Source organism: Larkinella insperata (assembly GCF_026248825.1).
GTDB lineage: Bacteria > Bacteroidota > Bacteroidia > Cytophagales > Spirosomataceae > Larkinella > Larkinella insperata.
The window spans coordinates 5,323,147-5,344,456 of record NZ_CP110973.1 but is presented as its reverse complement, the minus strand read 5'-3'; the positions used below and the strand labels follow the sequence as shown (position 1 = coordinate 5,344,456).

Sequence of the window (21,310 nt, the reverse complement as noted above, 5' to 3'; positions counted from 1 at the left end):
GATCGGAACGAAGTTGGAAGGAGGGCTTGGGACCACCTGCCCGTCATTTTTCAGAACACAAGCAATCCTTCCAGTCGACTGACCCTCGCCCTGTTTTAAAAGACGTAAAACGGCATGGACCCTTACGTTTTGGACCTAATTACTGATTTAAAATGAAAAACCTACAGCGTTTTACCATCATCGGGGGCGGCATTGCGGGCCTGACCACCGCCATCGCCCTGCGCAAAGCCGGCATCCGGGCCACTTTGTTTGAAGCCGCTCCAACCGTCAAAGCCGTTGGGGCCGGACTGGCGCTGGCCGCCAATGCCGTCCGTGCTTTTCAAAAACTGGGCATCGCTGCTGCCGTGCTGCCCGCCGGTCGTTTGCTGGATGCATTTGTGATTCTCGACGAACGGGGCCGGACCATCACGCGAACCGACAGCCGGGCCATCAGCCAAAAATACGGTACTGACAACTTCGCCATTCACCGGGCCGCGTTGCACCAGGCGCTGCTCAACCAGTTGACGGATTGCCCGATTGTGCTGGGCAAACGGGCCGTTTCCATCGACCAGAGCAGCCAAGGATGCCTGATTTATTTTGACGACGGAACCGTGCACCAGACCGACTACCTGATTGTGGCCGACGGCATCCACTCGGCCATCCGCAAGCAGTTGCTGCCCGATTCCCTGCCGCGTTACGCGGGCTATACGGCCTGGCGGTCGGTGGTCGACAGCACCGGCCTGAACCTGACGGAAGCCACCGAGACCTGGGGCGCGAAGGGCCGGGTGGGTATCGTTCCGCTGGCGAATCATAAAATTTACTGGTTTGCCACCACCAACGCTCCGGCCAAAGACCCCCGTTTCCGGGCGTTTACAGTCCGCGATCTGGTTGAACAATTTGGCGGGTATCACGCGCCGATTCCGGAAATCATTTCCCGCACGAAAGAAGAAAATCTACTCTGGAACGATATTATGGACCTGAAACCGTTGTCCCGGTATGCGTTCGGCAACGTAGTGCTGCTGGGCGACGCGGCCCACGCTACAACGCCCAACCTGGGGCAGGGAGCCTGCCAGGCCATCGAAGATGCGGTCGTGCTGGCCGATGAACTGACCCGTACCGACCGGGTCCCGGATGCTTTTCGGCGGTTTGAGCAACGGCGATTGAAACGGACCCGATTTATCATCGAAAATTCCCGGCGCGTTGGTCAGGTCGCTCAACTGCAAAATCCCGTGCTGGCCACCCTGCGAAACGGGTTGTTCCGAATGCTGCCCGCCCGCGTAAACGAACGACAACTGGAAACGCTGTATAAAGTTGACTTTTAACCCCTTCATGCATGGCCTGGAAACTGCCCCCCAACCGGGAAATCAACTGGATCAGAAAACCGCTCCAGAGCGCCCGGACGCAGTGCAAGACGCTGCCTTACGGGAGCTTCGAACTGCGGATTGAACACGATATCATCCGGGGCGTTACGCCCGACATGCTAAACTGGTGGTTTCACCACATCGGGGGCTCAATGAACGTGAACGGTGTGGAATACCCCCGCTACCTGGTCTGGCACCCCATCGACCATATTCACTGGGAATTGGCCAAACCCGCGCCCGGTGGGGGAGCGGGCGTTGGGGCGTCGTTCCGCATCGTGGAAGCGTTTGGCGGCAATAGGCACCACCTGATCGACAGTGTGGAGGAAGTGATTAAACTGGACTCGGAAGGCATCACGCTCATCCGCCGGATACTGGGCGTGGAAGTGTTCCGGCTGGCCCATCGGTTCGTTGCCGTCGAAGGGGGAACCCGGTACCTGTCGCGGATGCAGGTGGGCGCCGAAAACCGGCTGGGGCAGTGGCTGCTGAACCCGTTGCTGCACCGGTTTGTGTTTACGCGCGACATGGGACCGGCCTGGCTAACCCACAACGTCGAAGAAGTCGGCAATTTTGAATCCTTCCTGCCGGAGCTGTACGCTGCGCATCGGTTTGCTTTTTCGTGATGTTTTCCCCATTTTAGCCCTAAATTGAAAGATTATAGCCGTATGCAGCGCGTCCTGTTCAACATTGAACGAGTTACCAACCCCACCGCTGAAGAAAAAGCTGCCCTCGAACGCATCATTCATCCCCGTGTGCTGGCGCCCAACGAGATTTACGTCCGGGCGGGTGATCTCTGTAAGACGATCGCTTTTATCGAAAAAGGCTGCGGACGGCTGTTCTACGAAGTCGACGGTTGGGAAGTTTCCAAAGAATTTGTTTTCGAAAACTCGTTGCTGGGTTCCTTTGTCGGTTTTTTTACCCAGAAACCGTCAAACGTAAACGTGGCTACGCTGGAGGAAACGCACCTGCTCGAGATGAACTTCGAGGATGTGATGCACCTCTGCCGAACCTATCCGACCTGGCAGCGATTTGCCACGCTGCTCCTGCAGGACCAGTTGACGCGGGTCGAAAGGCGGGAAGCTTCCCTGCTGCGAGATGCGCCCGAGGACCGGTACCGCCGGTTGTTGCAGGAGCATCCGAAAGTCTTAAACCGTATCCCGGGAGAATTTGTCGCCAGTTACCTGGGAATTACGCCCGAAACCCTGGGCCGATACCGGGCGGGTGTGGGCGTTTGAAGTATATTTGTAATTCACTAGGGGTGCCGCGGTGTTCGCGATGAATGAGGGGGGAAAGGTGCCAAGTCCAAAGAGTAAAATTGCCGTGAATGAACTGAGAAGAATACAAAATAGCGAAGGGGCCGTCTACGCCATTTTACTGGACGAACCCGCGAAAAATTACCTGTTGATGAAGTGGATCGGCTTCTGCACGGACGAGGAACTAATGCAGGCCACGCTGACCATGCTGGACTGGCAGCAGACCGTTGGGCAGGCGCGGGGATGCCGGTTTCACGTCCACGACACCAAAGAGTTTGACGTGGCCTGGGCCGGAGCCGTCGACTGGATCGTGCAGGATTATTTTCCCCGGCTGCGTGAATTCGGGGTGCGGTATAACATCAGCATTCTGTCGCCGGATTTGTTTTCGAAACTTTCGTCGGAAGCCCTGTTTGAGCGGAGCAACCCGATTATCCCGACCCGCCTGTGCGAAACGCTGGCCGAGGCCGAGCAGTTTGTCGGTGAGCAGTACCAGCAGGGCCATTTGAATGAATAAAAAAGGGCCGGTTTTCAGTTCGCACCATTTTTGCCTTGAGCAACCTCCCGTATCCTAGACATCGACCGCCGTTCATGATTACCGTTCGACATGCTGAACTAATCCGATTGCCCTTAACGGAAGTCTACGGGTTGCTAGGCTGTTATGAATACGACCTGCTCTGGCGGAGCAATCTCTACGAATTAAGGCAGGATATGCCGGGATTGGCCCGGTCGGGCATGAAACTGCACCAGGAAGTGCGGCTGTTCGACCAGCAGATGACCATTATGGCCGAGGTGACGGCGGCCGCGCCCAACCGGCGGACGGCCCACGAAAGCGTCAACAGCCCGGTCGATTTGTGGGAGCAACGGCTATTTGAGCGCGTACACAAGGAAACCCGGGTCACCTACGAAATGAGTGTCGAGCTAAAAGGCTGGCAGCGGCTGATGGCGCCGTTGCTGATTCATCAGTTGCAGCGCCAGTTTCGCAACGACCTGCTGCGGGTGAAACAACTGCTGGAAGAAACCCCCAACGCGTTGATCGAACTGCCTAAACGGCTTTTGTAAAGCCGTTTTTCACTTTCCCATCCACTTCTTGAATTCGGTTGCCCGTTCGCGGCTGACCAGCACTTCCTCATCCGGCGACGGTTTCAGCGTCAGCTTCAATTTGTTGTTGAAATAAGGGTGGATCTGCTGGACGCAGTTGATATCAACGATAAACTGCCGGTTGGCCCGGAAAAACTGCGTGGGATCGAGCATGGCTTCGAGTTCGTCGAGGGTGTAGTCGACCGAGAACTTCTGGTTGTGGCGGGTCCGAAACAGGCTGACGCCTTCTTCCGAATAAAAATACGCGATTTCAGAAATTTCAATGGGCATCCACTGCGACAGGTGCTTGACCAGAAACCGTTTGCGGTATTCCGTCGGCTGAATCTGCTGCCGGAGTTGCTGCACGAGGGCTTCAATGGCCATTCGGCCCCCGCCGGTTTCGGGTTCGGCCTGCGTGTGGAGTTTCCGGTGTTTGGCCAGACTGGCTTCGAGTTCGTGGCGCTTGATGGGCTTCAGCAGGTAATCGATGCTGTTGACCTTGAAAGCGCGCAGGGCGTACTCGTCGTAGGAGGTGGTAAAAATGACCGGGGATACCACGGGCGTCTGCTCAAATATTTCAAAGCTCTGGCCGTCGGCCAGTTCAATATCCATCAGAATCAGATCGGGCGAGGTGTTCGTTTGCAACCATTGCACCGATGCGCGCACACTGGCGGCTGTGCCGACAATTCGTATGGAATGATCGACATCCTGTAAGAGCTTCGTTAGCTTGCGAACCGCCAGTTCTTCATCTTCAATTACCAGTACATCCATACACATCGGTCGTTATTCAGGGGCAAAAGGAGTGTTTGTTCAAGGGTTAAATTGTTGTACAAATAGCATATTTGCCCCCTTTTTTCCAAATGCCACCCCGTTGAAACCGCATAATGGCGGGGCGAAGCGGCACAGGGAAGCCATGAACCGGCCCCCTTGCGCCAACGCCGGATGCGGTTATTCGGCAATAACCGGTATCAGTCTACCTGGCAGGTCCGTTGACCGAAATACTGCCGGGTATTTTCCAGGGAAACCGACGGTTTGATCATCTCGTTGCGGAAGGGAATCAGTTTGTCGCCCCGCCTGATTTTTTGCGGAAAGTCCGGATTGGCAATGGCGTACCGTCCAATGGCCAGCAGGTCGGCGTGGCCTTCGGTCAGAAGCTGGCTGGCCAGATTCAGGTCGTGCAGACCGCCGTTGGCAATAACCGGGCAATCCAGCAGCTGGCGGGCAATACCGGTGGAGGAACTGCCGTCGGGGTAAAGACATTCCCGCATCCAGCCCCCGCCTTCGGCGGCAATGTGCAGGTAGTCCGGCGCGGCTTTCCGGACTTCGGCGAAAACCGCCCGGGCCATGTCAGCCCCTTCTTCCCAGCGGTAGGCCAGGTTGTTTACTTTGCCTTCCGACAACCGTAATCCGACGAGAAAACCGCTCGGTACGGCCGCCCGGACGGCTTCAATAATGTCGGCCACAAACCGGAACCGATTGGCGACGCTGCCGCCGTACTGGTCGGTGCGGTGGTTGGTGTAAGCCGTCAGAAACTGATCCGGCAGATAGCCGTTGGCTCCGTGGATTTCTACCCCGTCGAAACCCGCTAGCACGGCATTGCGGGCCGCCTGAACGTAACCCGCCATTACCGTCTGGATCATTGCGGGCGTCATGGCTTCCGGTACGACGAAGGCCGAGTTGCCACCGGACGAAGCCGACGGTTTGCCGAGCGGTTTGATGGCTGAAGGCGCTACGGTTTTGGTCAGCACCTGCGACAGGGCCCCGGCGTGCATCAACTGGGCAATGAAAACCGTCGGGTGCGTTTTTACGCGCTCCACAACCCGCTGCCAGCCAGCAAGTTGGTCGGCAGTCACCAGGCCGGGTTGGTTAGGGTTGGAGATGGAAAAAAGCGCGTCGGTGTAAGTGCCTTCCGTGATGATGGCGGCAAAACCGCCGGTTGCGAACGCTTCGTAATAGTCGCTCATGGCCGGGGTCGGAACACCCGCGTCGGTGGCGCTGATGCGGGTCATGGGGGCTACCACAAACCGGTTGGACAGCCGGTGACGGCCCAGCGCAATGGTGTCGAAGAAAGCGGGAATCTGGCTCATGTTCGTAAGGGATTGATGCGTACAAAATTCCCGCGCTTTGCCGACTTTACGCTTAACCTAGTTTTAGAAATGGGCCGTTGTTGGGCTTCAGTCGGAGGCTCGTTCGTTGCGGAGTCTGCTCAGAAAAACCGGCGTGATGCCCAGGTAGGAAGCAATGTCTTTCAGCGGAACCCGTTGTTCCAGCTGGGGGTAGGCGGCCCGGAAGAGCCGGTACCGTTCCCCGGCGGGCAGGCTCAGGTTTTTGATAACCCGCTGCGAAGTGGCAATCAGCGCATTTTCGTTCAGGATGCGGAAAAACGACTCTAGTTTAGGCGCGCGTTCGTAGAGCAAAGCAAGGCCGGGTTTGTCGATGACCAGCAGCGTGACGGGCTCCACGGCTTCGATGCTGAAAGATGAGGGCGTTTGGTGAAGAAAACTGTCAAGATCGCCCGCCCACCAGTCTTCCACCGAAAAACGAAGGATGTGGGTATCGCCCCCTTCGTCGGTGTGGTAGGATTTGAGGCAGCCGCTCACCACAAAACTTTCGTAGCGGCAGACTTCGCCCTGGCGGTGCAGAAACTGCTTTTTCGCCAGCTCTTTTACCGCAAACAGCGCCGTAACGTGGGCAAATTCGCCGTCCGTCAGCGGAATTTTGCGTTCAATATGACGGCGTAAAGCATGAAACGTATTCATTTACGGCTCGAGGGGCAACAGCGGTAGCGTGACGCGAAAACAGCTTTCGGACTTGTCGATTTCCAACCCCTGGTGGCCGAGCAACTGGTATTTCGTGGCGATATTGGAAAGCCCGACGCCGTTGGAAGCCACCCGGACGTTCTTACGCTGGACGTTGTTGGAAACCGATAACTGGCCGGTCGGCGTCGTTTCAATCCGGATTTGCAGCGGTTGCTCCGACAGGATAATGTTGTGTTTGACGGCGTTTTCGACCAGCATCTGGAGCGTCAGGGGCGGCAAGCGGGCTTCGCGGTAACGGTCGGCAATACTCACATCCAGTTCAATACCGCTGCCGTAACGGGTTTTCAGCAGGTGAAAATACGATTCAATAAAGGCCATTTCGTCGCGCAGACTGGTCAGGGCATTTTCGTTGGTCTGGAGCAGATACCGGTACACGCTCGACAATTCTTCGATGAACAGCTCCGCTTTCTCGGTGTCTTCGTCGATCAGTGAAGAGAGCGTGTTGAGGCTATTGAACAGAAAGTGCGGATTTACCTGTTGTTTGAGGCTATCGAGCTGGCTTTGCAGGTTCGCTTTCTTGAGTTTTTCCGTCTCACTGATGGTTTGCGACCATTTTTCAAACGTGTACACGCTTTCGTGAACGATGTTAGCCACCAGGTTTCCCACGATGCCCAAAACCAGCGCCCACCGCAGCCGATCCGTGTTGAATTCAAACCCCGGAAAGTCGACCCAGCCGTACAGGTAAAACAGCAGAATAATCACCGCCGAAGACATGATCATGTGGATGAGCACGGCGAAACTCAGGCGCATCCAGGTCTGCCGGATGTGGGGGTAGCGTTGGCGCAGATAAACGGCGGGCAGGGCGTGGAGAAAAAAAGCCGGTGTCCAGACCAGCGCCGTAAAAAGGGTAGACAGTACAAAAACGTCCAGCCGTTGAAGGTAAATCCGCCCCAACAGCATGTAGTTCAGAAAAAAGTAGTAAGTCGGCAGAATACCCAGGGCAATCCAGGTATCTTTCTGGGTATACCGATTTAATGTTAAGCCCACATTGGTACGGAAAAGTCAGGGTAAATGTATCAAAAAATCGGCATCTTTCGTGATGAGCGGCACGTGCACGCTAAACGCAAGGCCGTCGTCCTGAATAATGGGGCGGGGCAATCGCAGGAGCTTGAACCGTTCCGTGAGCTGCGTCAGTCCGCCGGGCTGCTTCTTGACCTGGATGTTTTTGCGCTGGATGTTGTTGGAAACCTGCAACCGCGTGGGCTCGGTGTGTTTTTTGGCGTCGGCCTGGAGCGAGATAACCAGCGGGCGGTCGGCCAAAATGATGTTGTGGCGGATGGCGTTTTCGATCAGCATCTGCAAACTGAACGGGGGCAGGTAATGATCCAGCAACTCGGGCGCAATGTGCGTGTGCAGTTCAATCGCCGGGCCGTAGCGGGCTTTCAGCAGGTAAAAAAAAGATTCAATAAACCGGATTTCGGTCTGGAGCGTAACCAGCTTGCGGTCGTTGGATTGCAGCAGATACCGGTACACACTCGACATTTCCTCCAGAAACCGGTTGGCCTGCTGTTTGTCTTCGGAAATCAGGGCCGAAAGCGAGTTGAGCGAATTAAATAAAAAATGCGGATTGACCTGGCTTTTCAGGCTATCAAACTGCCCCTGAATCCGGGATTTCTGAATGGCTTCGGCTTCGGCGACGGCCTGACGGTATTGGTGCAGGTAATAGATGATTTCGTAGGTGATGCCCAGCAGCAGCGAGCAAAAAATACCGATGCCGATGTAAGCCTGGTAGACGTGGGATGTGATGGGAATGATGGCCAGCCCGCTGAGGTCGGTCAGAAACACAAACAGCGACTGGCAAACCACCGCCAGCAGAAAATAGCCGGTAAACGTGATCAGGATGCGCCGGAGCGAATGCCGGGCATCCGGGAAAAGTTTGCGCACGTAATACACCCAGCTCACCGAACCTTCCCAAGCCAGCGTGACATACGCCATTCCGATAAATACCCAGCCGGTGTACAACACCGGGTTGTGCTGATCATCCTTCAGATAAAGCAGATTCGCCAGCAGGACAATCAGCGGGATTCCTATCCAGCGGAGCCATCGGTCGTTCGGTCTCTCAAACGTTGTCACGTACTTTGTAATTTGAATTTAATTTTTTGTAAAAATAAGGGGTCGCAGACCGCTTACTCAATATAGACTTGCTTGAAACGCCGACTTTTGGGGTTGAATTGAGGTTAGTACACGCTAAAGAGTAAAATATCCTTTGGACGCGTTAGCTTTGTAGAAAACCCAAGTAGTCCGTATAAATATGAATGCATACTTTTCCGTTTTAGTGCTATTACCAATTGCGGTAGCCGCCCAGCAACCGTCTTCTACCCGTCTGGAAACCGATACGGTTCAACTGGCGGAGGTGACGGTTCGGGGGTACGAAACAAACCGTTCCCTGATGGAAACGGCGGCTTCCATCAATACCCTTTCCGCCAGAGATCTCAATCAGCGCTTCGGTCAGCCAAGCCTCGTGCCCGCGTTCAATACGCTGCCCGGGGTGCGGATGGACGAACGGTCGCCGGGCAGTTACCGGCTTTCCATTCGGGGCAGTCTCATCCGTTCGCCGTTTGGGGTGCGCAACGTGAAAATTTACTGGAACGAACTCCCGCTGACCGACGCGGGCGGAACGACTTACCTGAACGCGGTCGATGTGCGGTCGGTGGGCCGGGTGGAAGTTATCAAGGGACCCTCGGGGAGTATATACGGAGCGGGAACGGGGGGGACGGTATTGTTGGGTGGCCAGACCAGTTCCGTGGGTCAGCAGGCCAACCGTGCCGAAGTGGGGGCGCTGGTGGGAGCCTACGGCTTGTCGGGCCAGACCTATACCATTCAGACCGGTAAAAACAACGCAGCGATTTCGGTCAACTACGGCCACTTGCAATCCAATGGATACCGCGAGAACAGCCGCATGTACCGCGACAACCTGAACCTGAACGCTACGTTTGCCGTCAATCCTAAACAGACGATTTCCATTATCGGTCTATATTCCGATCTAATGTACCAGACGCCGGGCGGCTTGAACCAGGCGCAGTACCTGGCCGATCCGCGGCAGGCTCGTCCGGCCACGCGCGTGTCGCCGGGGAGCGTGGGGCAGCGGGCGGCCATCTACCAGAAAACCGGTTACCTGGGCTTTTCGCACCAATACCGCTGGAGCGACCGCATCCAGAACACCACGGTTGTATACGGTTCTCTCACCGATTTCGCCAACCCTTTCATCACCAACTACGAAAAGCGGGCTGATCAGGGAATCGGTGGCCGGACCGTCACGCGCTGGCAGATGATTGAAGAGGGCGTTCCGACGCAACTCGTCTTTGGGGGGGAGTGGCAGAATAACTTCACGGTCGACAGAAACTACGGAAACCGGGCCGGGCAGCCTGACACGTTGCAGGCCGATGACGAACTGCGGGCTACGCAATCGGTCATTTTTGCTCAATTCGAAGCCACCCTGCCGCTGGGCATCATTGCCACCGCCGGGATCAGCCGCAACGAAGTCGCCTACCAGTTTACCCGGTTTTCGGTGCAGCCGGTTGTGGCCCAGCCGCGCGGTTTTGACCCGGTCTGGCTGCCGCGCGTGGCGTTGCTGAAAAAAATCGGGGAGAACGTGTCGGCATTTGCCAGCCTCAGCACGGGGTATTCCGCCCCCACGATTCAGGAAGTACGGCCCTCGGAAGGAACGTTCAATCCGACGCTGGAACCCGAGCGCGGCACCAACCTGGAACTCGGAGTGCGCGGACGGCTGAACCGGTTCCAGTTTGACCTGACGGCTTATCAATTCCGGCTGCGGCAGACGATTGTCCGGCGCTCGGTCGAAAGCGGAGCCGAGTATTTCATCAATGCCGGGGCCACCGATCAGAAAGGACTGGAAGCCCAGTTGTCGTACGCGATTGTGGTGCCGAAACCGGCTAATTTCTGGCAAAACGTCCGGGTCTGGAACAGCACGACGCTGACCAACTACCGTTTCCGCAATTACCAGCAGGGGGATGTCAACGTGTCGGGCAACCGCGTGACGGGCGTTCCGCCGACGGTGGTCGCAACGGGTATCGACGCTGAAACGAAACTGGGCTTCTACGCCCACGTGACGCACCAGTTTATCGACCGGTTTCCGCTGGACGATGCCAATACGGTTCGGTCCGACGTGGCCCGTTTGCTCAACGCAACCATTGGCTACCGGAAAACGCTGGCCAGCCGCTGGACGCTGGAAGCGTACCTGAGCGGAGACAACCTGCTGGACCAGACCTACAGCCTGGGCTATGACCTGAACGCGTTCGGCGGACGGTATTACAATGCGTCTCCGGGCCGCAATCTGACGGGCGGTGTCAAGCTGGCGGTCAGGTGGTAATTTAAGTCTTACTGGCTGAAGTTTAGTATTTAGTGTGTTGGTAGACGGTATATTAAGTACTAAACTTCAGGCCACAACTGTACTTCAACAATGGCGAGAGGAAGTTTTCCACGAAATAACACGCAATTTGCTTTTCTGATTCTGCAACTCGGGCTGGGCGTCGACCTGGCGATGCACGGTCTGGTGCGCATTCCTAAACTGACGAAGTTTGCGGACAAAATGGTCGGGGATTTTTCGGCTACCATTTTGCCGGATTTTCTGGTTCGCGGCTTCGGCCTGACGCTGCCGTTTGTTGAACTGGCCATCGGGATTCTGTTGTTTCTAGGCGGCCGGTTCCTGATCTGGGGCGGTCTGGCGGGTGGTCTGACGATGGCTTCCCTGATTTTCGGTTCGGCGCTCCGGGAGGAGTGGAGCGCCGTCAGCATTCAGCTCATTCACGTACTGGCGTTTTATTTTCTGCTGCGCGAAGCCGAAAACCGTCCATAAATGCGTGAACCGTACGGTTCACCGGGCGGCTAGTTCGCGTAATTTTTCCGATAGGGCTGCTCCGCGAAGGTCTTTGGCCAGCACATTGCCGTCGGGATCGAGCAAAACCGTAACCGGAAGTGTCCGAATACCGTAAGTTTGGGTGATTTTATCCGTCGAATCCGAGAAAATCTGCGGCCATTCAACGGCTCTTTTTCGGAGGAATGCCCGGACCCGCTCGGGTTTGTCAGCGCTCACCACGCCCAGAAAGGCAAAACGGTTTTTGTCGAGACTGCGGTACACTTCTTTGAGCGCCGGCATATCCTCCACGCAGCCCTTGCACCAGGTAGCCCAGAAATCAATGTAGACGTATTTGCCCCGAAAATCGGCCAGCGCTACGGATTTGCCGGTGGTGAATTCGCGGGCTTCAAAGGGCCAAAATGGCTGCCCCGGCTGCAGGGTAAAGGTCTGCGTAGCCAGATCGGCGCGCTCCAGCCGCAAGACGTTACGGGCAAAGTCTACACCTTTATTTCGGTACGCAACCCCTTCAAGTTCAATAATTTCTCCAAGCGAAATGAGTTCCTGCGGATCGACTTTCCCCGTTCTGTTCACCGAAGCGGGGAGGGCGAGATCCGGCAGGGTAAAATCAAGATGGGAAAAACCGGACGATACGAAAATGCGCCGGTTGGTATTCCCGCCTGGGTCCGTGGCGACGGCATGGTGCGGAAAGTTGTACAGGAACAGCTCCCCTTTCCGGCGAATGCTCATGAGGGTCTGGGCCTTACGGACTTTTCCGTGCTGATAAACTTCATACTCAACCCTCAGCGGTTTACGAATCTCGTCGGGTATGGCTCCGTCACGAATCACCTCCGGATAAACGGCGGTTTCATCGCTAAAATCAAGGTTGTTGTTTGTATCGACCATCACGGCCCACTCGTCGGCTACGGTGTCAAATCCTTTGATGGCATACACGAAACAGCGGATGGGGCTGGCCGAAAAGGCCCGTTCATCCGGCGTCCATTTCCAGTATGATTGAAATCCGTTGAACCAGGCCGTATCAATGTTGCCAGCGCAAAAATTTTGGTAGATAAATTGATAAGGCTGCAGGTCAATTCGGATTTTAACCGTATTTACCCAGGTTTTTGGAATGCCCTTGATTGGCAAACGGCTGGTTCGGTTGGGGACACTCTTAGGGTAGTCGTCCGATTCGGGGGTCAGCTCGCCAAAACCCGGCTGAAACGGTCCGTAGCCGTCTTTGATCTCCAGCGGAAGTTGCAGGGTGACGGGGAGCTTTTTCTGCTGCTGACAGGCCGTGAAAAGCAGGGCGGACCAGAAAACCAGAACCAACGGATATTTCATTTCGGTAGGGAGGAATTGCCCTGAAATAAACGGATTTATCGCCAAAAGACAAGCTCATCAATGGGGGAGAACCGGTAAAACCCGCGAAAATCTTGGCGCTTATCGTTGCGCAATACTGAATTTATCGTGACCTTGTCGGTATTGCACCGTTGGGCCGGAGGAACCGGCTTTTAGAGAAGCTTTTGTTATGGAAAAAGTTCAGTTGATGCTCCTTAAGGGGAAGGGAATGTTCTACATCCGCGAAGGAGAACGCACCATTGCCGAGATGGTTTTTGATAAGTCTGATTCAGCCCTGACGGTTTACCATACCGAAGTGGTGCCGGAAGCGGAGGGAAAAGGAATAGCGGGCGAACTGCTCACCGCGATGGTGGAGTACGCCCGCCAGAATAATCTCAAAGTGGTGCCCCTGTGCCCTTACGTACACGTTCAGTTCAAGCGGCATCCGGAACGGTACAAGGACGTTTGGACGCCGGAACGCTAGGGCGGACGGGAACGGTTAAATCCGTCCGGCCAGGTAAGCGGCTACTTCCGCCAGCCGGTTCGAAAAGCCCCACTCGTTGTCGTACCAGGAAGCAATCGACAAAAGGTTGCCCTGTTTGGCGGTGAGCGGCAAATCCATCAGCGAGGTGTGCGGGTCGGCCACAATGCGCGACGAGGCCCATTCGCCTTCCAGCACGTCCATCACGCCTTTCAGCGGTCCTTCAGCCGCGGCTTTGCGGAACGCATCGTTGACTTCTTCGACCGTGCAGTCTTTTTCCGTAATCAGGTTCAATTCGGCGATGCTGCCCGTACGGGTCGGAACGCGGTAGGCTTTTCCGGTGATTTTGAGGTCTTTCCAGATAAACTGCAAAGCCCGGGCGGCTCCCGACGACGAGGGGATGATGTTTTCGGCCGCGGCCCAGGAATCGCGACGGTCTTTCATGGGCTGGTCGGTCAGCGACTGGGTGTTTGTGTAGGAGTGAACCGTCGAGAACAAACCGTACTGGATGCCGAAGTTTTCGAGAATAACCTTGATGGGGGCGGCCAGGGCGTTGGTCGTACAGCTCCCCATGCTCACAATGTGGTGATTGGCCGGATCGAACGTATCCAGGTTGATTCCTTTCAACAGCACGGCGTCGCAGTCGGCCAGTGACTTGCTGGGCGCACTGACCAGCACGTATTTGGCACCCCGGTCGATGTGAGCCTGCGCCCCCGCCCGAACCGTTGCCCGGCCCGTACAGTCGACCACCAGATCGACGCCCAGCGCGGCCCAGTCCGGAATCTCTTTGGACGAATTGATGTAGAGAATGTCCCGGTCGCCGATGGTCAGTTTGCCCTCGGTGCCCGACACCGGCTCGGGCCAGCGCCCGTAGTTGGTGTCGACCGCGTACAGAGCCGCCAGGGTGTCTTCATCGCGAATGTCGGAAATTGAAACCGGTACAAAGAGATTTTTGCTTAACGCAACGCGCAGGAATTGTCGTCCGATGCGCCCGAAACCATGCAGAGCAATAGTCGCCATAACAGATGGGGTCAAACAGATGAAACAAAAAGGTTCATCTTGGTAACACGAACCGTTTGCTTTTTGATTCCCGTCAGAGGCTCACGGTTTCGTCCTTTTCGTCGTAAAACAGGTAATTCAGGTAATCGCAGTACGGTTTGATCAGTCGGCAGCCCTTCACCACCTCGTCGGCAAAGCCCGGTTTGAGCACGTCCTTATCCGAATACCGGTGAATGAAAAACAGTTCTTTCCGGCGCAGCAGGTCAATTTCCGGGTGGTCGGCCGAGTAGCCTTTCGGGGCGGTTTTCGTGCTTTCGCCGGAAACCTCCGGATAGTAGGTGCGGAATTCCGGCGCTTCGATGATGTCCTTCAGTTCATCGACGTTGTAATCCACCTCTTGCCGGAATTTGGCCAGATGCGCGGGCGTGGGTTGCCACATGCCCGCACCCAGAAACGTTTCGCCGTTGGGTTGCAGGTGCAGGTAATAGTCAATCCGGCCCGAATGCCGTCCGCCCGGTCCGACGGCCGCGGCAAAATGTTTTTTGTACGGGGTTTTATCCTTCGAAAACCGGATGTCGCGGTTAATCCGGAAAATGCAGTCTTTCACGGTGGTATTGGGCAGGCTCTCAAAGGAGTCGATGCCCTGCAACAATCGGCCCACGAATCCTTCAAATTCGGTTTTGGCGGCATCGTAACGGGCGCGGTTGGCCTGAAACCATTCACGGTTGTTGTTCTGGGCCAGATCGCGCAGAAAGTCAAATGTTTGAACGGTAAGCTGCGAATTAGGAGTGTTTTTCGTCTTCATACTGTTCCAAAGCTAACCAGAAATAGCGAAGTTTGCACGAAGTTTAATTGTGAATGAGTGAATGAGTGAATGAGCGAATAGCTTCTCAAGTTGCAGGTTTTTGCAAAGCTATTCTTCCATTCTATCATTCACTTATTCGCTCATTCAAAAAGCCATGTCTCGCATTCTTACCGGTATTCAAAGCAGCGGGCGACCGCATTTGGGGAATATTCTGGGGGCCATCAAACCCGCCATCAAACTTTCGGAGCAGCCCGATAATGATTCGTTTTTCTTTATTGCCGACCTGCATTCGCTGACCACCATCAAGGACGGGGCGTTGCGTCGGGAGTACATCCGGGCGGTGGCGTCGGCCTGGCTGGCGTTTGGGCTCGATACGACCAAAAATACGTTCTGGCGGCAGTCGCACGTACCGGAGCACACCGAGCTGGCCTGGTATCTCAACTGCTTCACGCCGTTTCCGATGCTGGCCAACGCGCATTCGTTCAAGGACAAAGCCGAGCGGCTGTCGGACGTCAACGCGGGTTTGTTTACCTACCCGTGTCTGATGGCGGCTGATATTCTGCTGTACGACGCCGACATTGTGCCGGTGGGCAAAGATCAGCGGCAGCACGTCGAAATGACCCGGGATATGGCCAGCGCGGTCAACAATCAGGTGGGTGAAGACGTGTTTGTGCTGCCGGAGTCGAAGATCGACGAGCGCATCATGACCATTCCGGGCATCGACGGCCAGAAGATGAGCAAGTCGTATAACAACTACATCGATATTTTCCAGCCCGCCAACGAGTTATATAAGGTGATCAAGAAAATCGTGTCGGATTCAACGCCCCTTGAGGAACCCAAAAATCCGGAAACCGACATCACCTTCAAGCTCTACGCCCTGCTGGCCAGTGACGAGCAGGTTGGAACGATGCGCCAGAACTACCTGGCCGGCGGGTACGGGTACGGTCACGCCAAAAAAGAACTGTACGAACTGATCATCGACCAGTTTGCCGAACCCCGCGAACGGTTTACGTACTACATGGAAAACAACGACGAGCTGGAAAAGGAACTGCGGGTGGGCGAAGAAAAAGCCCGGGCCGTGGCGGCCAAAACCCTCGAACGCGTCCGGACAAAACTAGGCTACAATTAATTGTGAATGAGTGAATAGCTCTGTAAATTACCCCTTTCAGCGGAGCTATTCGCTCATTCACTCATTCAATTTGGAAACCCTCAACCAACTCGATACTGATCTTTTTCTCTGGCTAAACGGCCTGTATGCGCCCTGGCTGGATGCAGTGATGATTTGGGCGACGAAGCGAAATACCTGGATACCATTTTATGTGCTGCTGATTGGCTGGCTGAGTTTTCAATACCGTAAACAGGCCATTGGGCTGGTGCTGACACTGGTAGCAGCCGTGGCCCTGAGTGATCAGACGGCTTCGGCGCTGCTGAAACCGTTGACGCTGCGGCTGCGGCCCTGCCACGAACCAGCGCTGCAAAAGCTGATTCACCCCGTGCTCGAATGCGGAGGGACCTACGGATTCGCGTCCTCCCATGCCGCCAACACGTTTGCTCTGTCGATGGCGTTGTGGCTGCTGGTGGGTCGGCGGTTTCCGGGGGTCAAGTGGCTTTTTGGGTGGGCGCTACTGGTTTCCTACAGCCGGATTTACGTGGGCGCGCATTATCCGCTGGACGTGCTAGCGGGGGCCGGAGTTGGGATTTTGATGGCCGTTGGGTGCGTTGTTTTATACCGCAGGCTTTCAAAACGATTCGCGCTGGCAGAAAAGTAGGCGAAAACTTCATCCCATTGTTCAAGAAAATAAAGTAGAAATCTTATTGTTGGCCTAATTGCAGAAAACTTTGGGCGACACTTCCCAAGAGTCGAACAATCTTTGTATTTTTGCGGAAATTTTCGGCACCGAATGGCATCCCTCAACACGGTTAAGATTTTTTCAGGTAGTCAATCCAATTATCTGGCAGAGAAGATTGCTCGTCAGTACGGCAAGGACCTGGGTGGTTACACCCTGCGTAAATTCAGCGACGGCGAACTATCGCCCAGCTACGAAGAGTCGGTTCGGGGGTGTGATGTTTTTCTGATTCACTCCACCAACCCGCCCGCCGACAATCTGATGGAGTTGCTGCTGATGGTCGATGCCGCCCGTCGGGCGTCGGCTCACTACGTCACGGTCGTGATTCCGTACTTCGGGTACGCCCGTCAGGATCGGAAAGACAAACCGCGCGTGGCCATTGCCGCCAAGTTGGTTGCCAACATGCTGGCAGCCGCCGGGGCAGACCGGCTGATGACGATTGATCTACACGCGGGCCAGATTCAGGGATTTTTTGATTTCCCGGTGGACCATCTGGAGGGCGCATCCGTATTTGTGCCCTACATCCAGAGTCTAAACCTGGACAACCTGCTGATCGCGTCGCCGGACGTGGGCGGAGCAGCCCGGGCGCGGGCGTTTGCCAAGCATTTCAACGCCGACATTGTGCTTTGCGATAAACACCGCAAACGCGCCAACGAAATTGCCTCGATGCAGGTCATTGGGGACGTGGAAGGCGCCAACGTCGTGCTGGTCGATGACCTGATCGATACCGGGGGCACCCTGTGCAAAGCCGCCGAAATTATTCTGGAAAAAGGCGCAAAATCGGTGCGGGCCATTTGTACGCACCCGGTGATGTCGGGAAAAGCGCACGAAAACATTGCCAATTCGGTTCTGGAAGAACTGGTGGTGTCGGATACGTTGCCGCTGCGCCAGCCGAACCCCAAAGTACGCGTGCTGACGGTAGCGGACTTGTTCGCCAAAGCCATCGGCCGCATTCGTGACCACGAATCTATTAGTTCACTTTTTATAAAATACTAGGGGAACAAAGAGGATAGACAACAGAGGAAAGACCAGCGATTAGCCTGTTTTACCCGTTGTTTTAAGTCGTTGATCTTCCTTAAACATCTAAATTTCAAAAAAATGAAAAAACACGAGATTGTAGGGTATAACAGAGCGAATCTCGGTAAGACGGAGTCGAAGGCTCTTCGTGCCGAAGGCTACGTACCCGGTGTGATATACGGTGGTAAGTCACAAGTTCACTTTTATGCACCGGCCATTCTGTTCCGGCAGTTGCTGACTTCGCCCGAAGCGTACGAAGTAACGCTGAACATTGAAGGAGACGAATACGTCGGCATTTTGCAGGACACGCAGTTTCACCCGGTCAACGACCAGTTGATTCACGCGGATTTCCTGGAAATCGTTGAAGGTAAAGACATTAAAGTTGAAGTACCCATCCGTTTCGTCGGAACGGCTCCCGGTGTGCAAAAAGGGGGCAAGCTGATTCAGAAAATGCGCAAATTGAAACTGCGCGGAGCGGTTGATCGCATCCCGGATTTTGTGGATGTGGACGTTGCTGAACTGGATCTGGGCAAAACAATCAAAGTAGGTGCGGTAACGCTGGACGGTGTTGAAATCCTCGACGGTCCGCTGCTGCCCATTGCCAGCATCGAAATTCCGCGCTCTATGCGGGGTAAAACCGCAGCCTAATTGCGGTCATTCAACTAATAGATTAAAGAGAAAGCCCGGTCATTTGACCGGGCTTTCTCTTTGATTGGACGGGAGAAGTTAGACAAAAGATGAAAGATTGGGTCTTTTGTCTACCCTCTCTGGTCTAAAAAAGTCATTTTTTCGTCACCCGAATTGAAATCCGGCGGTTTTGCGCCCGGCCTTCCTCGGTGTCGTTCGAGGCTACCGGGTGTTCCTGCCCGTAGCCTTCCGCTTCCAGTCGGTCTTTGGCAATGCCCAGATCAACCAGTTCCTTCTGAACGGAATTGGCCCGGTCTTCCGAAAGTTTCTGGTTGGAAGCCGCGTTCCCGGTGTTGTCGGTGTAGCCGCCCAGTTTGACGTTGACATTGGGATACGCTTTCAAAATTTCCGCGATGTTTTTCAACTGCTCCTGCGAGGAAGACACCAGCGTGGCACTGCCCGTTTCAAACGTCAGCCGGTCGAAATCGAACCACGTTTCCTTGTCTACGGCTTTGTCGTCGTCCTGAATGAAGGCCAGCAGTTTGTTCTCAACTCCGCGTTCGGGCAGCGTCAGATCCACCCCGTTGGTGAGCTTAACGGCCTGGAAAGAACCGAGGTTGGGCGTATACACCGTTTCATTGTCAGCCGCCGTCGATTTTTCAAGATCGACCCCGTCCGTGGTCCCTTCGGCCACTACGCCTTCCTGCGCATACCCCGCCGTTTCGTTGGAATGCACGGCGATGTACGGCGCAATAACCAGCGAGACAATCGACATGAGTTTGATGAGGATGTTCATCGACGGGCCCGAAGTATCTTTGAACGGATCACCAACGGTATCACCCGTTACAGACGCTTTGTGGGGTTCTGATTTCTTGTAGTAAATCTGGCCGTTGATTTCTACGCCTTTTTCAAACGACTTCTTGGCGTTGTCCCAGGCGCCCCCGGCGTTGCTCTGGAAAATACCCATCAGGACGCCCGAAACCGTAACGCCCGCCAGGAAACCGCCCAGCACTTCCGGCCCAAACAAAAAGCCGACCAGAACCGGAGAGATCAGGGCAATGGCTCCCGGCAGAATCATTTCGCGAATGGAAGCCTGGGTGGAAATAGCGACGCATTTTTCGTATTCTGGTTTGCCGGTTCCTTCCAGAATGCCCGGAATTTCGCGGAACTGACGCCGAACCTCTTCCACCATTTTCATGGCCGCCCGCCCCACGGCGGCAATCGCCAGCGACGAGAAGATAAACGGAATCATCCCGCCGACAAACAGACCCGACAGCACGTCGGCCTTGTAGATATCAATGCCCGTAATGCCCGAAACGCCCACGAACGCAGCCAGCAGGGCCAGGGAGGTCAGGGCCGCCGACGCGATGGCAAAGCCTTTACCGGTGGCCGCCGTGGTGTTGCCAACGGCATCCAGAATATCCGTCCGCCCGCGTACTTCCTCGGGCAATTCGCTCATTTCGGCAATCCCGCCCGCGTTGTCGGCAATCGGGCCAAAGGCGTCGATGGCGAGCTGCATGGCGGTGGTAGCCATCATACCGGCGGCTGAAATAGCAACCCCGTACAGACCGGCAAATTTGTAAGAAATAAAAATACCGGCGGCCAGCGTCAAAATCGGCAATACCGTGGATTCCATGCCGACGGAAAGACCGCCGATGATGTTCGTTGCGTGGCCGGTCGATGATTGCCGAACGATGGTCATCACCGGACGGCGGCCCATGGCCGTATAATATTCAGTGATAATGGACATTAATGCACCCACCACCAAACCGGTGAAGATGGCGTAAAACACATCAATCCGCGTGAATTCAACGCCCCGAATTTCCAGCGTACCGGCGGGCAGAACGGCATTCACCAGAAAGTAAGAAGCAATAACCGTCAGGATGATGGAAGCCCAGTTGCCCAGGTTCAACGCGGCCTGAACGTTGCCCTTGTCGTCTTTAACCCGGACGAAATAAGTGGACACAATGGAGAAAATCAGGCCCAGACCGGCAATGAGCATGGGCAGTACGATGGGCGAATGGCCCAGGATATTCTCGGCTTCCGGAATGCGGATTTCGCGGCCCAGTACCATCGTGGCCAGGATAGTGGCCACGTAGGAGCCAAATAAATCGGCACCCATACCCGCTACGTCGCCCACGTTGTCGCCTACGTTGTCGGCAATGGTGGCCGGGTTGCGCGGGTCATCTTCCGGAATACCGGCTTCTACTTTGCCCACCAGGTCGGCCCCCACGTCGGCGGCTTTCGTGTAAATACCGCCCCCCACGCGCGCAAAAAGAGCGATGGACTCGGCACCCAGCGAAAAACCGGCCAGTACCTCCAGCGTTTTCTCCATTGGAATCCCGTTTACGTCGCCGGTTGTTCCAACGTAAATCGAATGGAAAAGAATAAAAAGAAGGCTTAAACCAATAACGGCCAGGCTGGCAACGCCGATACCCATCACCGAACCGCCGGTGAACGAAACATTCAGCGCGCGGGTCAGGCTGGTCCGGCCGGCCTGGGCGGTGCGGACATTGGCTTTGGTGGCGATTTTCATGCCGATGTAACCCGCTAAAGCCGAGGTAAAGGCACCAATGGCGAAGGCAATCCCGATTGGCCAGTCGGAATTTTCAACCAATGTACCGGCAAAGCTGAGCAGGGCAGCCACCACAATGCCGAATACGATCAGAATCCGCCACTCCGCTTTGAGAAAGGCGATGGCACCGTCGGCGATGTAGGATGCAATTTCCTGCATCCGATCGTTGCCAGCTTCCTGGCGCGAAACCCACATAAATTTGGAGTACATCACCACCAGGCCAATCAGACCCAGAATGGGAACAAGGTAAATGCTGAAATTCATGCTGAAGGAATAATAGGGTTATATTTTGGAACGTCGCAAATATAAACGGATTGGTATC

The 21,310-nt window shown here is 55.3% G+C and carries 21 protein-coding genes; 12 read left to right on the top strand and 9 right to left on the bottom strand.

Annotated features, from left to right (window positions below):
- Positions 1-152: 152 nt before the first annotated feature.
- The 5 genes from OQ371_RS21530 to OQ371_RS21510 all read left to right on the top strand — a co-directional run bounded on the left by OQ371_RS21530 (position 153) and on the right by OQ371_RS21510 (position 3,649).
- The gene (locus tag OQ371_RS21530) at positions 153-1,301 is read left to right on the top strand and encodes an FAD-dependent monooxygenase (protein WP_265990392.1); all 1,149 of its coding nucleotides are present in this window, start codon (positions 153-155) and stop codon (positions 1,299-1,301) included.
- A gap of 11 nt (positions 1,302-1,312) precedes the next feature.
- On the top strand, positions 1,313-1,960 hold the full coding sequence (locus OQ371_RS21525; RefSeq protein WP_265990391.1) for a DAPG hydrolase family protein: 648 nt from the start codon (positions 1,313-1,315) through the stop codon (positions 1,958-1,960).
- A 42-nt stretch (positions 1,961-2,002) separates the two neighbouring features.
- Positions 2,003-2,572, top strand: a complete 570-nt coding sequence (locus OQ371_RS21520; protein WP_265990390.1) for a Crp/Fnr family transcriptional regulator — start codon at positions 2,003-2,005, stop codon at positions 2,570-2,572.
- 85 nt (positions 2,573-2,657) lie between these two features.
- Positions 2,658-3,104: a hypothetical protein gene (locus tag OQ371_RS21515; RefSeq protein ID WP_265990389.1), complete on the top strand. Its 447-nt coding sequence runs from the start codon at positions 2,658-2,660 to the stop codon at positions 3,102-3,104.
- Between the two features lie 74 nt (positions 3,105-3,178).
- Positions 3,179-3,649, top strand: a complete 471-nt coding sequence (locus OQ371_RS21510; protein WP_265990388.1) for an SRPBCC family protein — start codon at positions 3,179-3,181, stop codon at positions 3,647-3,649.
- A 9-nt stretch (positions 3,650-3,658) separates the two neighbouring features.
- On the opposite strand, the gene OQ371_RS21505 is transcribed toward OQ371_RS21510, so the two are convergent.
- From OQ371_RS21505 to OQ371_RS21485, 5 genes are all read right to left on the bottom strand, one after another.
- Entirely contained in the window at positions 3,659-4,438 is a 780-nt protein-coding gene (locus tag OQ371_RS21505) for a LytR/AlgR family response regulator transcription factor (RefSeq protein ID WP_265990387.1), read from the bottom strand.
- Positions 4,439-4,635: 197 nt separating this feature from the next.
- Entirely contained in the window at positions 4,636-5,754 is a 1,119-nt protein-coding gene (locus OQ371_RS21500) for an oxidoreductase (RefSeq protein WP_265990386.1), read from the bottom strand.
- 87 nt (positions 5,755-5,841) lie between these two features.
- On the bottom strand, positions 5,842-6,426 hold the full coding sequence (locus tag OQ371_RS21495; protein ID WP_265990385.1) for a Crp/Fnr family transcriptional regulator: 585 nt from the start codon (positions 6,424-6,426) through the stop codon (positions 5,842-5,844).
- On the bottom strand, positions 6,427-7,473 hold the full coding sequence (locus OQ371_RS21490) for a sensor histidine kinase (protein WP_265990384.1): 1,047 nt from the start codon (positions 7,471-7,473) through the stop codon (positions 6,427-6,429).
- A gap of 15 nt (positions 7,474-7,488) precedes the next feature.
- Positions 7,489-8,559 carry a sensor histidine kinase gene (locus tag OQ371_RS21485; RefSeq protein WP_265990383.1) on the bottom strand — a complete coding sequence of 357 codons (1,071 nt, stop codon included), beginning with the start codon at positions 8,557-8,559 and terminating at the stop codon, positions 7,489-7,491.
- Between the two features lie 202 nt (positions 8,560-8,761).
- Between OQ371_RS21485 and OQ371_RS21480 the strand changes: the two genes are divergently transcribed.
- Together OQ371_RS21480 and OQ371_RS21475 are read left to right on the top strand one after the other, a co-directional pair.
- Positions 8,762-10,816, top strand: a complete 2,055-nt coding sequence (locus tag OQ371_RS21480) for a TonB-dependent receptor (RefSeq protein ID WP_310586589.1) — start codon at positions 8,762-8,764, stop codon at positions 10,814-10,816.
- A 90-nt stretch (positions 10,817-10,906) separates the two neighbouring features.
- Positions 10,907-11,302: a DoxX family protein gene (locus OQ371_RS21475; protein WP_265990381.1), complete on the top strand. Its 396-nt coding sequence runs from the start codon at positions 10,907-10,909 to the stop codon at positions 11,300-11,302.
- An 18-nt stretch (positions 11,303-11,320) separates the two neighbouring features.
- Here the strand turns inward: OQ371_RS21475 and OQ371_RS21470 are convergent, their stop codons facing one another.
- Entirely contained in the window at positions 11,321-12,640 is a 1,320-nt protein-coding gene (locus OQ371_RS21470) for a peroxiredoxin family protein (RefSeq protein ID WP_265990380.1), read from the bottom strand.
- 187 nt (positions 12,641-12,827) lie between these two features.
- Between OQ371_RS21470 and OQ371_RS21465 the strand changes: the two genes are divergently transcribed.
- Positions 12,828-13,121 carry a GNAT family N-acetyltransferase gene (locus tag OQ371_RS21465; RefSeq protein WP_265990379.1) on the top strand — a complete coding sequence of 98 codons (294 nt, stop codon included), beginning with the start codon at positions 12,828-12,830 and terminating at the stop codon, positions 13,119-13,121.
- 15 nt (positions 13,122-13,136) lie between these two features.
- Here OQ371_RS21465 and OQ371_RS21460 read toward each other — a convergent pair whose 3' ends face one another.
- The gene (locus OQ371_RS21460; RefSeq protein ID WP_265990378.1) at positions 13,137-14,138 is read right to left on the bottom strand and encodes a type I glyceraldehyde-3-phosphate dehydrogenase; all 1,002 of its coding nucleotides are present in this window, start codon (positions 14,136-14,138) and stop codon (positions 13,137-13,139) included.
- A 73-nt stretch (positions 14,139-14,211) separates the two neighbouring features.
- Entirely contained in the window at positions 14,212-14,922 is a 711-nt protein-coding gene (locus OQ371_RS21455) for a DUF2461 domain-containing protein (protein WP_265990377.1), read from the bottom strand.
- Positions 14,923-15,076: 154 nt separating this feature from the next.
- On the opposite strand from OQ371_RS21455, the gene trpS reads away from it, so the two are divergent.
- From trpS to OQ371_RS21435, 4 genes are all read left to right on the top strand, one after another.
- Positions 15,077-16,051: a tryptophan--tRNA ligase gene (gene trpS / locus OQ371_RS21450; RefSeq protein WP_265990376.1), complete on the top strand. Its 975-nt coding sequence runs from the start codon at positions 15,077-15,079 to the stop codon at positions 16,049-16,051.
- Between the two features lie 10 nt (positions 16,052-16,061).
- A complete protein-coding gene (locus tag OQ371_RS21445) occupies positions 16,062-16,691 on the top strand; it encodes a phosphatase PAP2 family protein (protein WP_265990375.1) in 630 nt (209 codons plus the stop codon).
- Between the two features lie 132 nt (positions 16,692-16,823).
- Positions 16,824-17,765, top strand: a complete 942-nt coding sequence (locus OQ371_RS21440; protein WP_265990374.1) for a ribose-phosphate pyrophosphokinase — start codon at positions 16,824-16,826, stop codon at positions 17,763-17,765.
- 102 nt (positions 17,766-17,867) lie between these two features.
- Positions 17,868-18,434 (top strand): 50S ribosomal protein L25/general stress protein Ctc, encoded by a 567-nt coding sequence (locus OQ371_RS21435; RefSeq protein ID WP_265990373.1) that lies wholly within the window; start codon positions 17,868-17,870, stop codon positions 18,432-18,434.
- A gap of 133 nt (positions 18,435-18,567) precedes the next feature.
- Here OQ371_RS21435 and OQ371_RS21430 read toward each other — a convergent pair whose 3' ends face one another.
- Complete coding sequence (locus OQ371_RS21430; RefSeq protein ID WP_265990372.1) at positions 18,568-21,252, bottom strand: sodium-translocating pyrophosphatase; 2,685 nt, start codon at positions 21,250-21,252, stop codon at positions 18,568-18,570.
- Positions 21,253-21,310 lie beyond the last annotated feature (58 nt).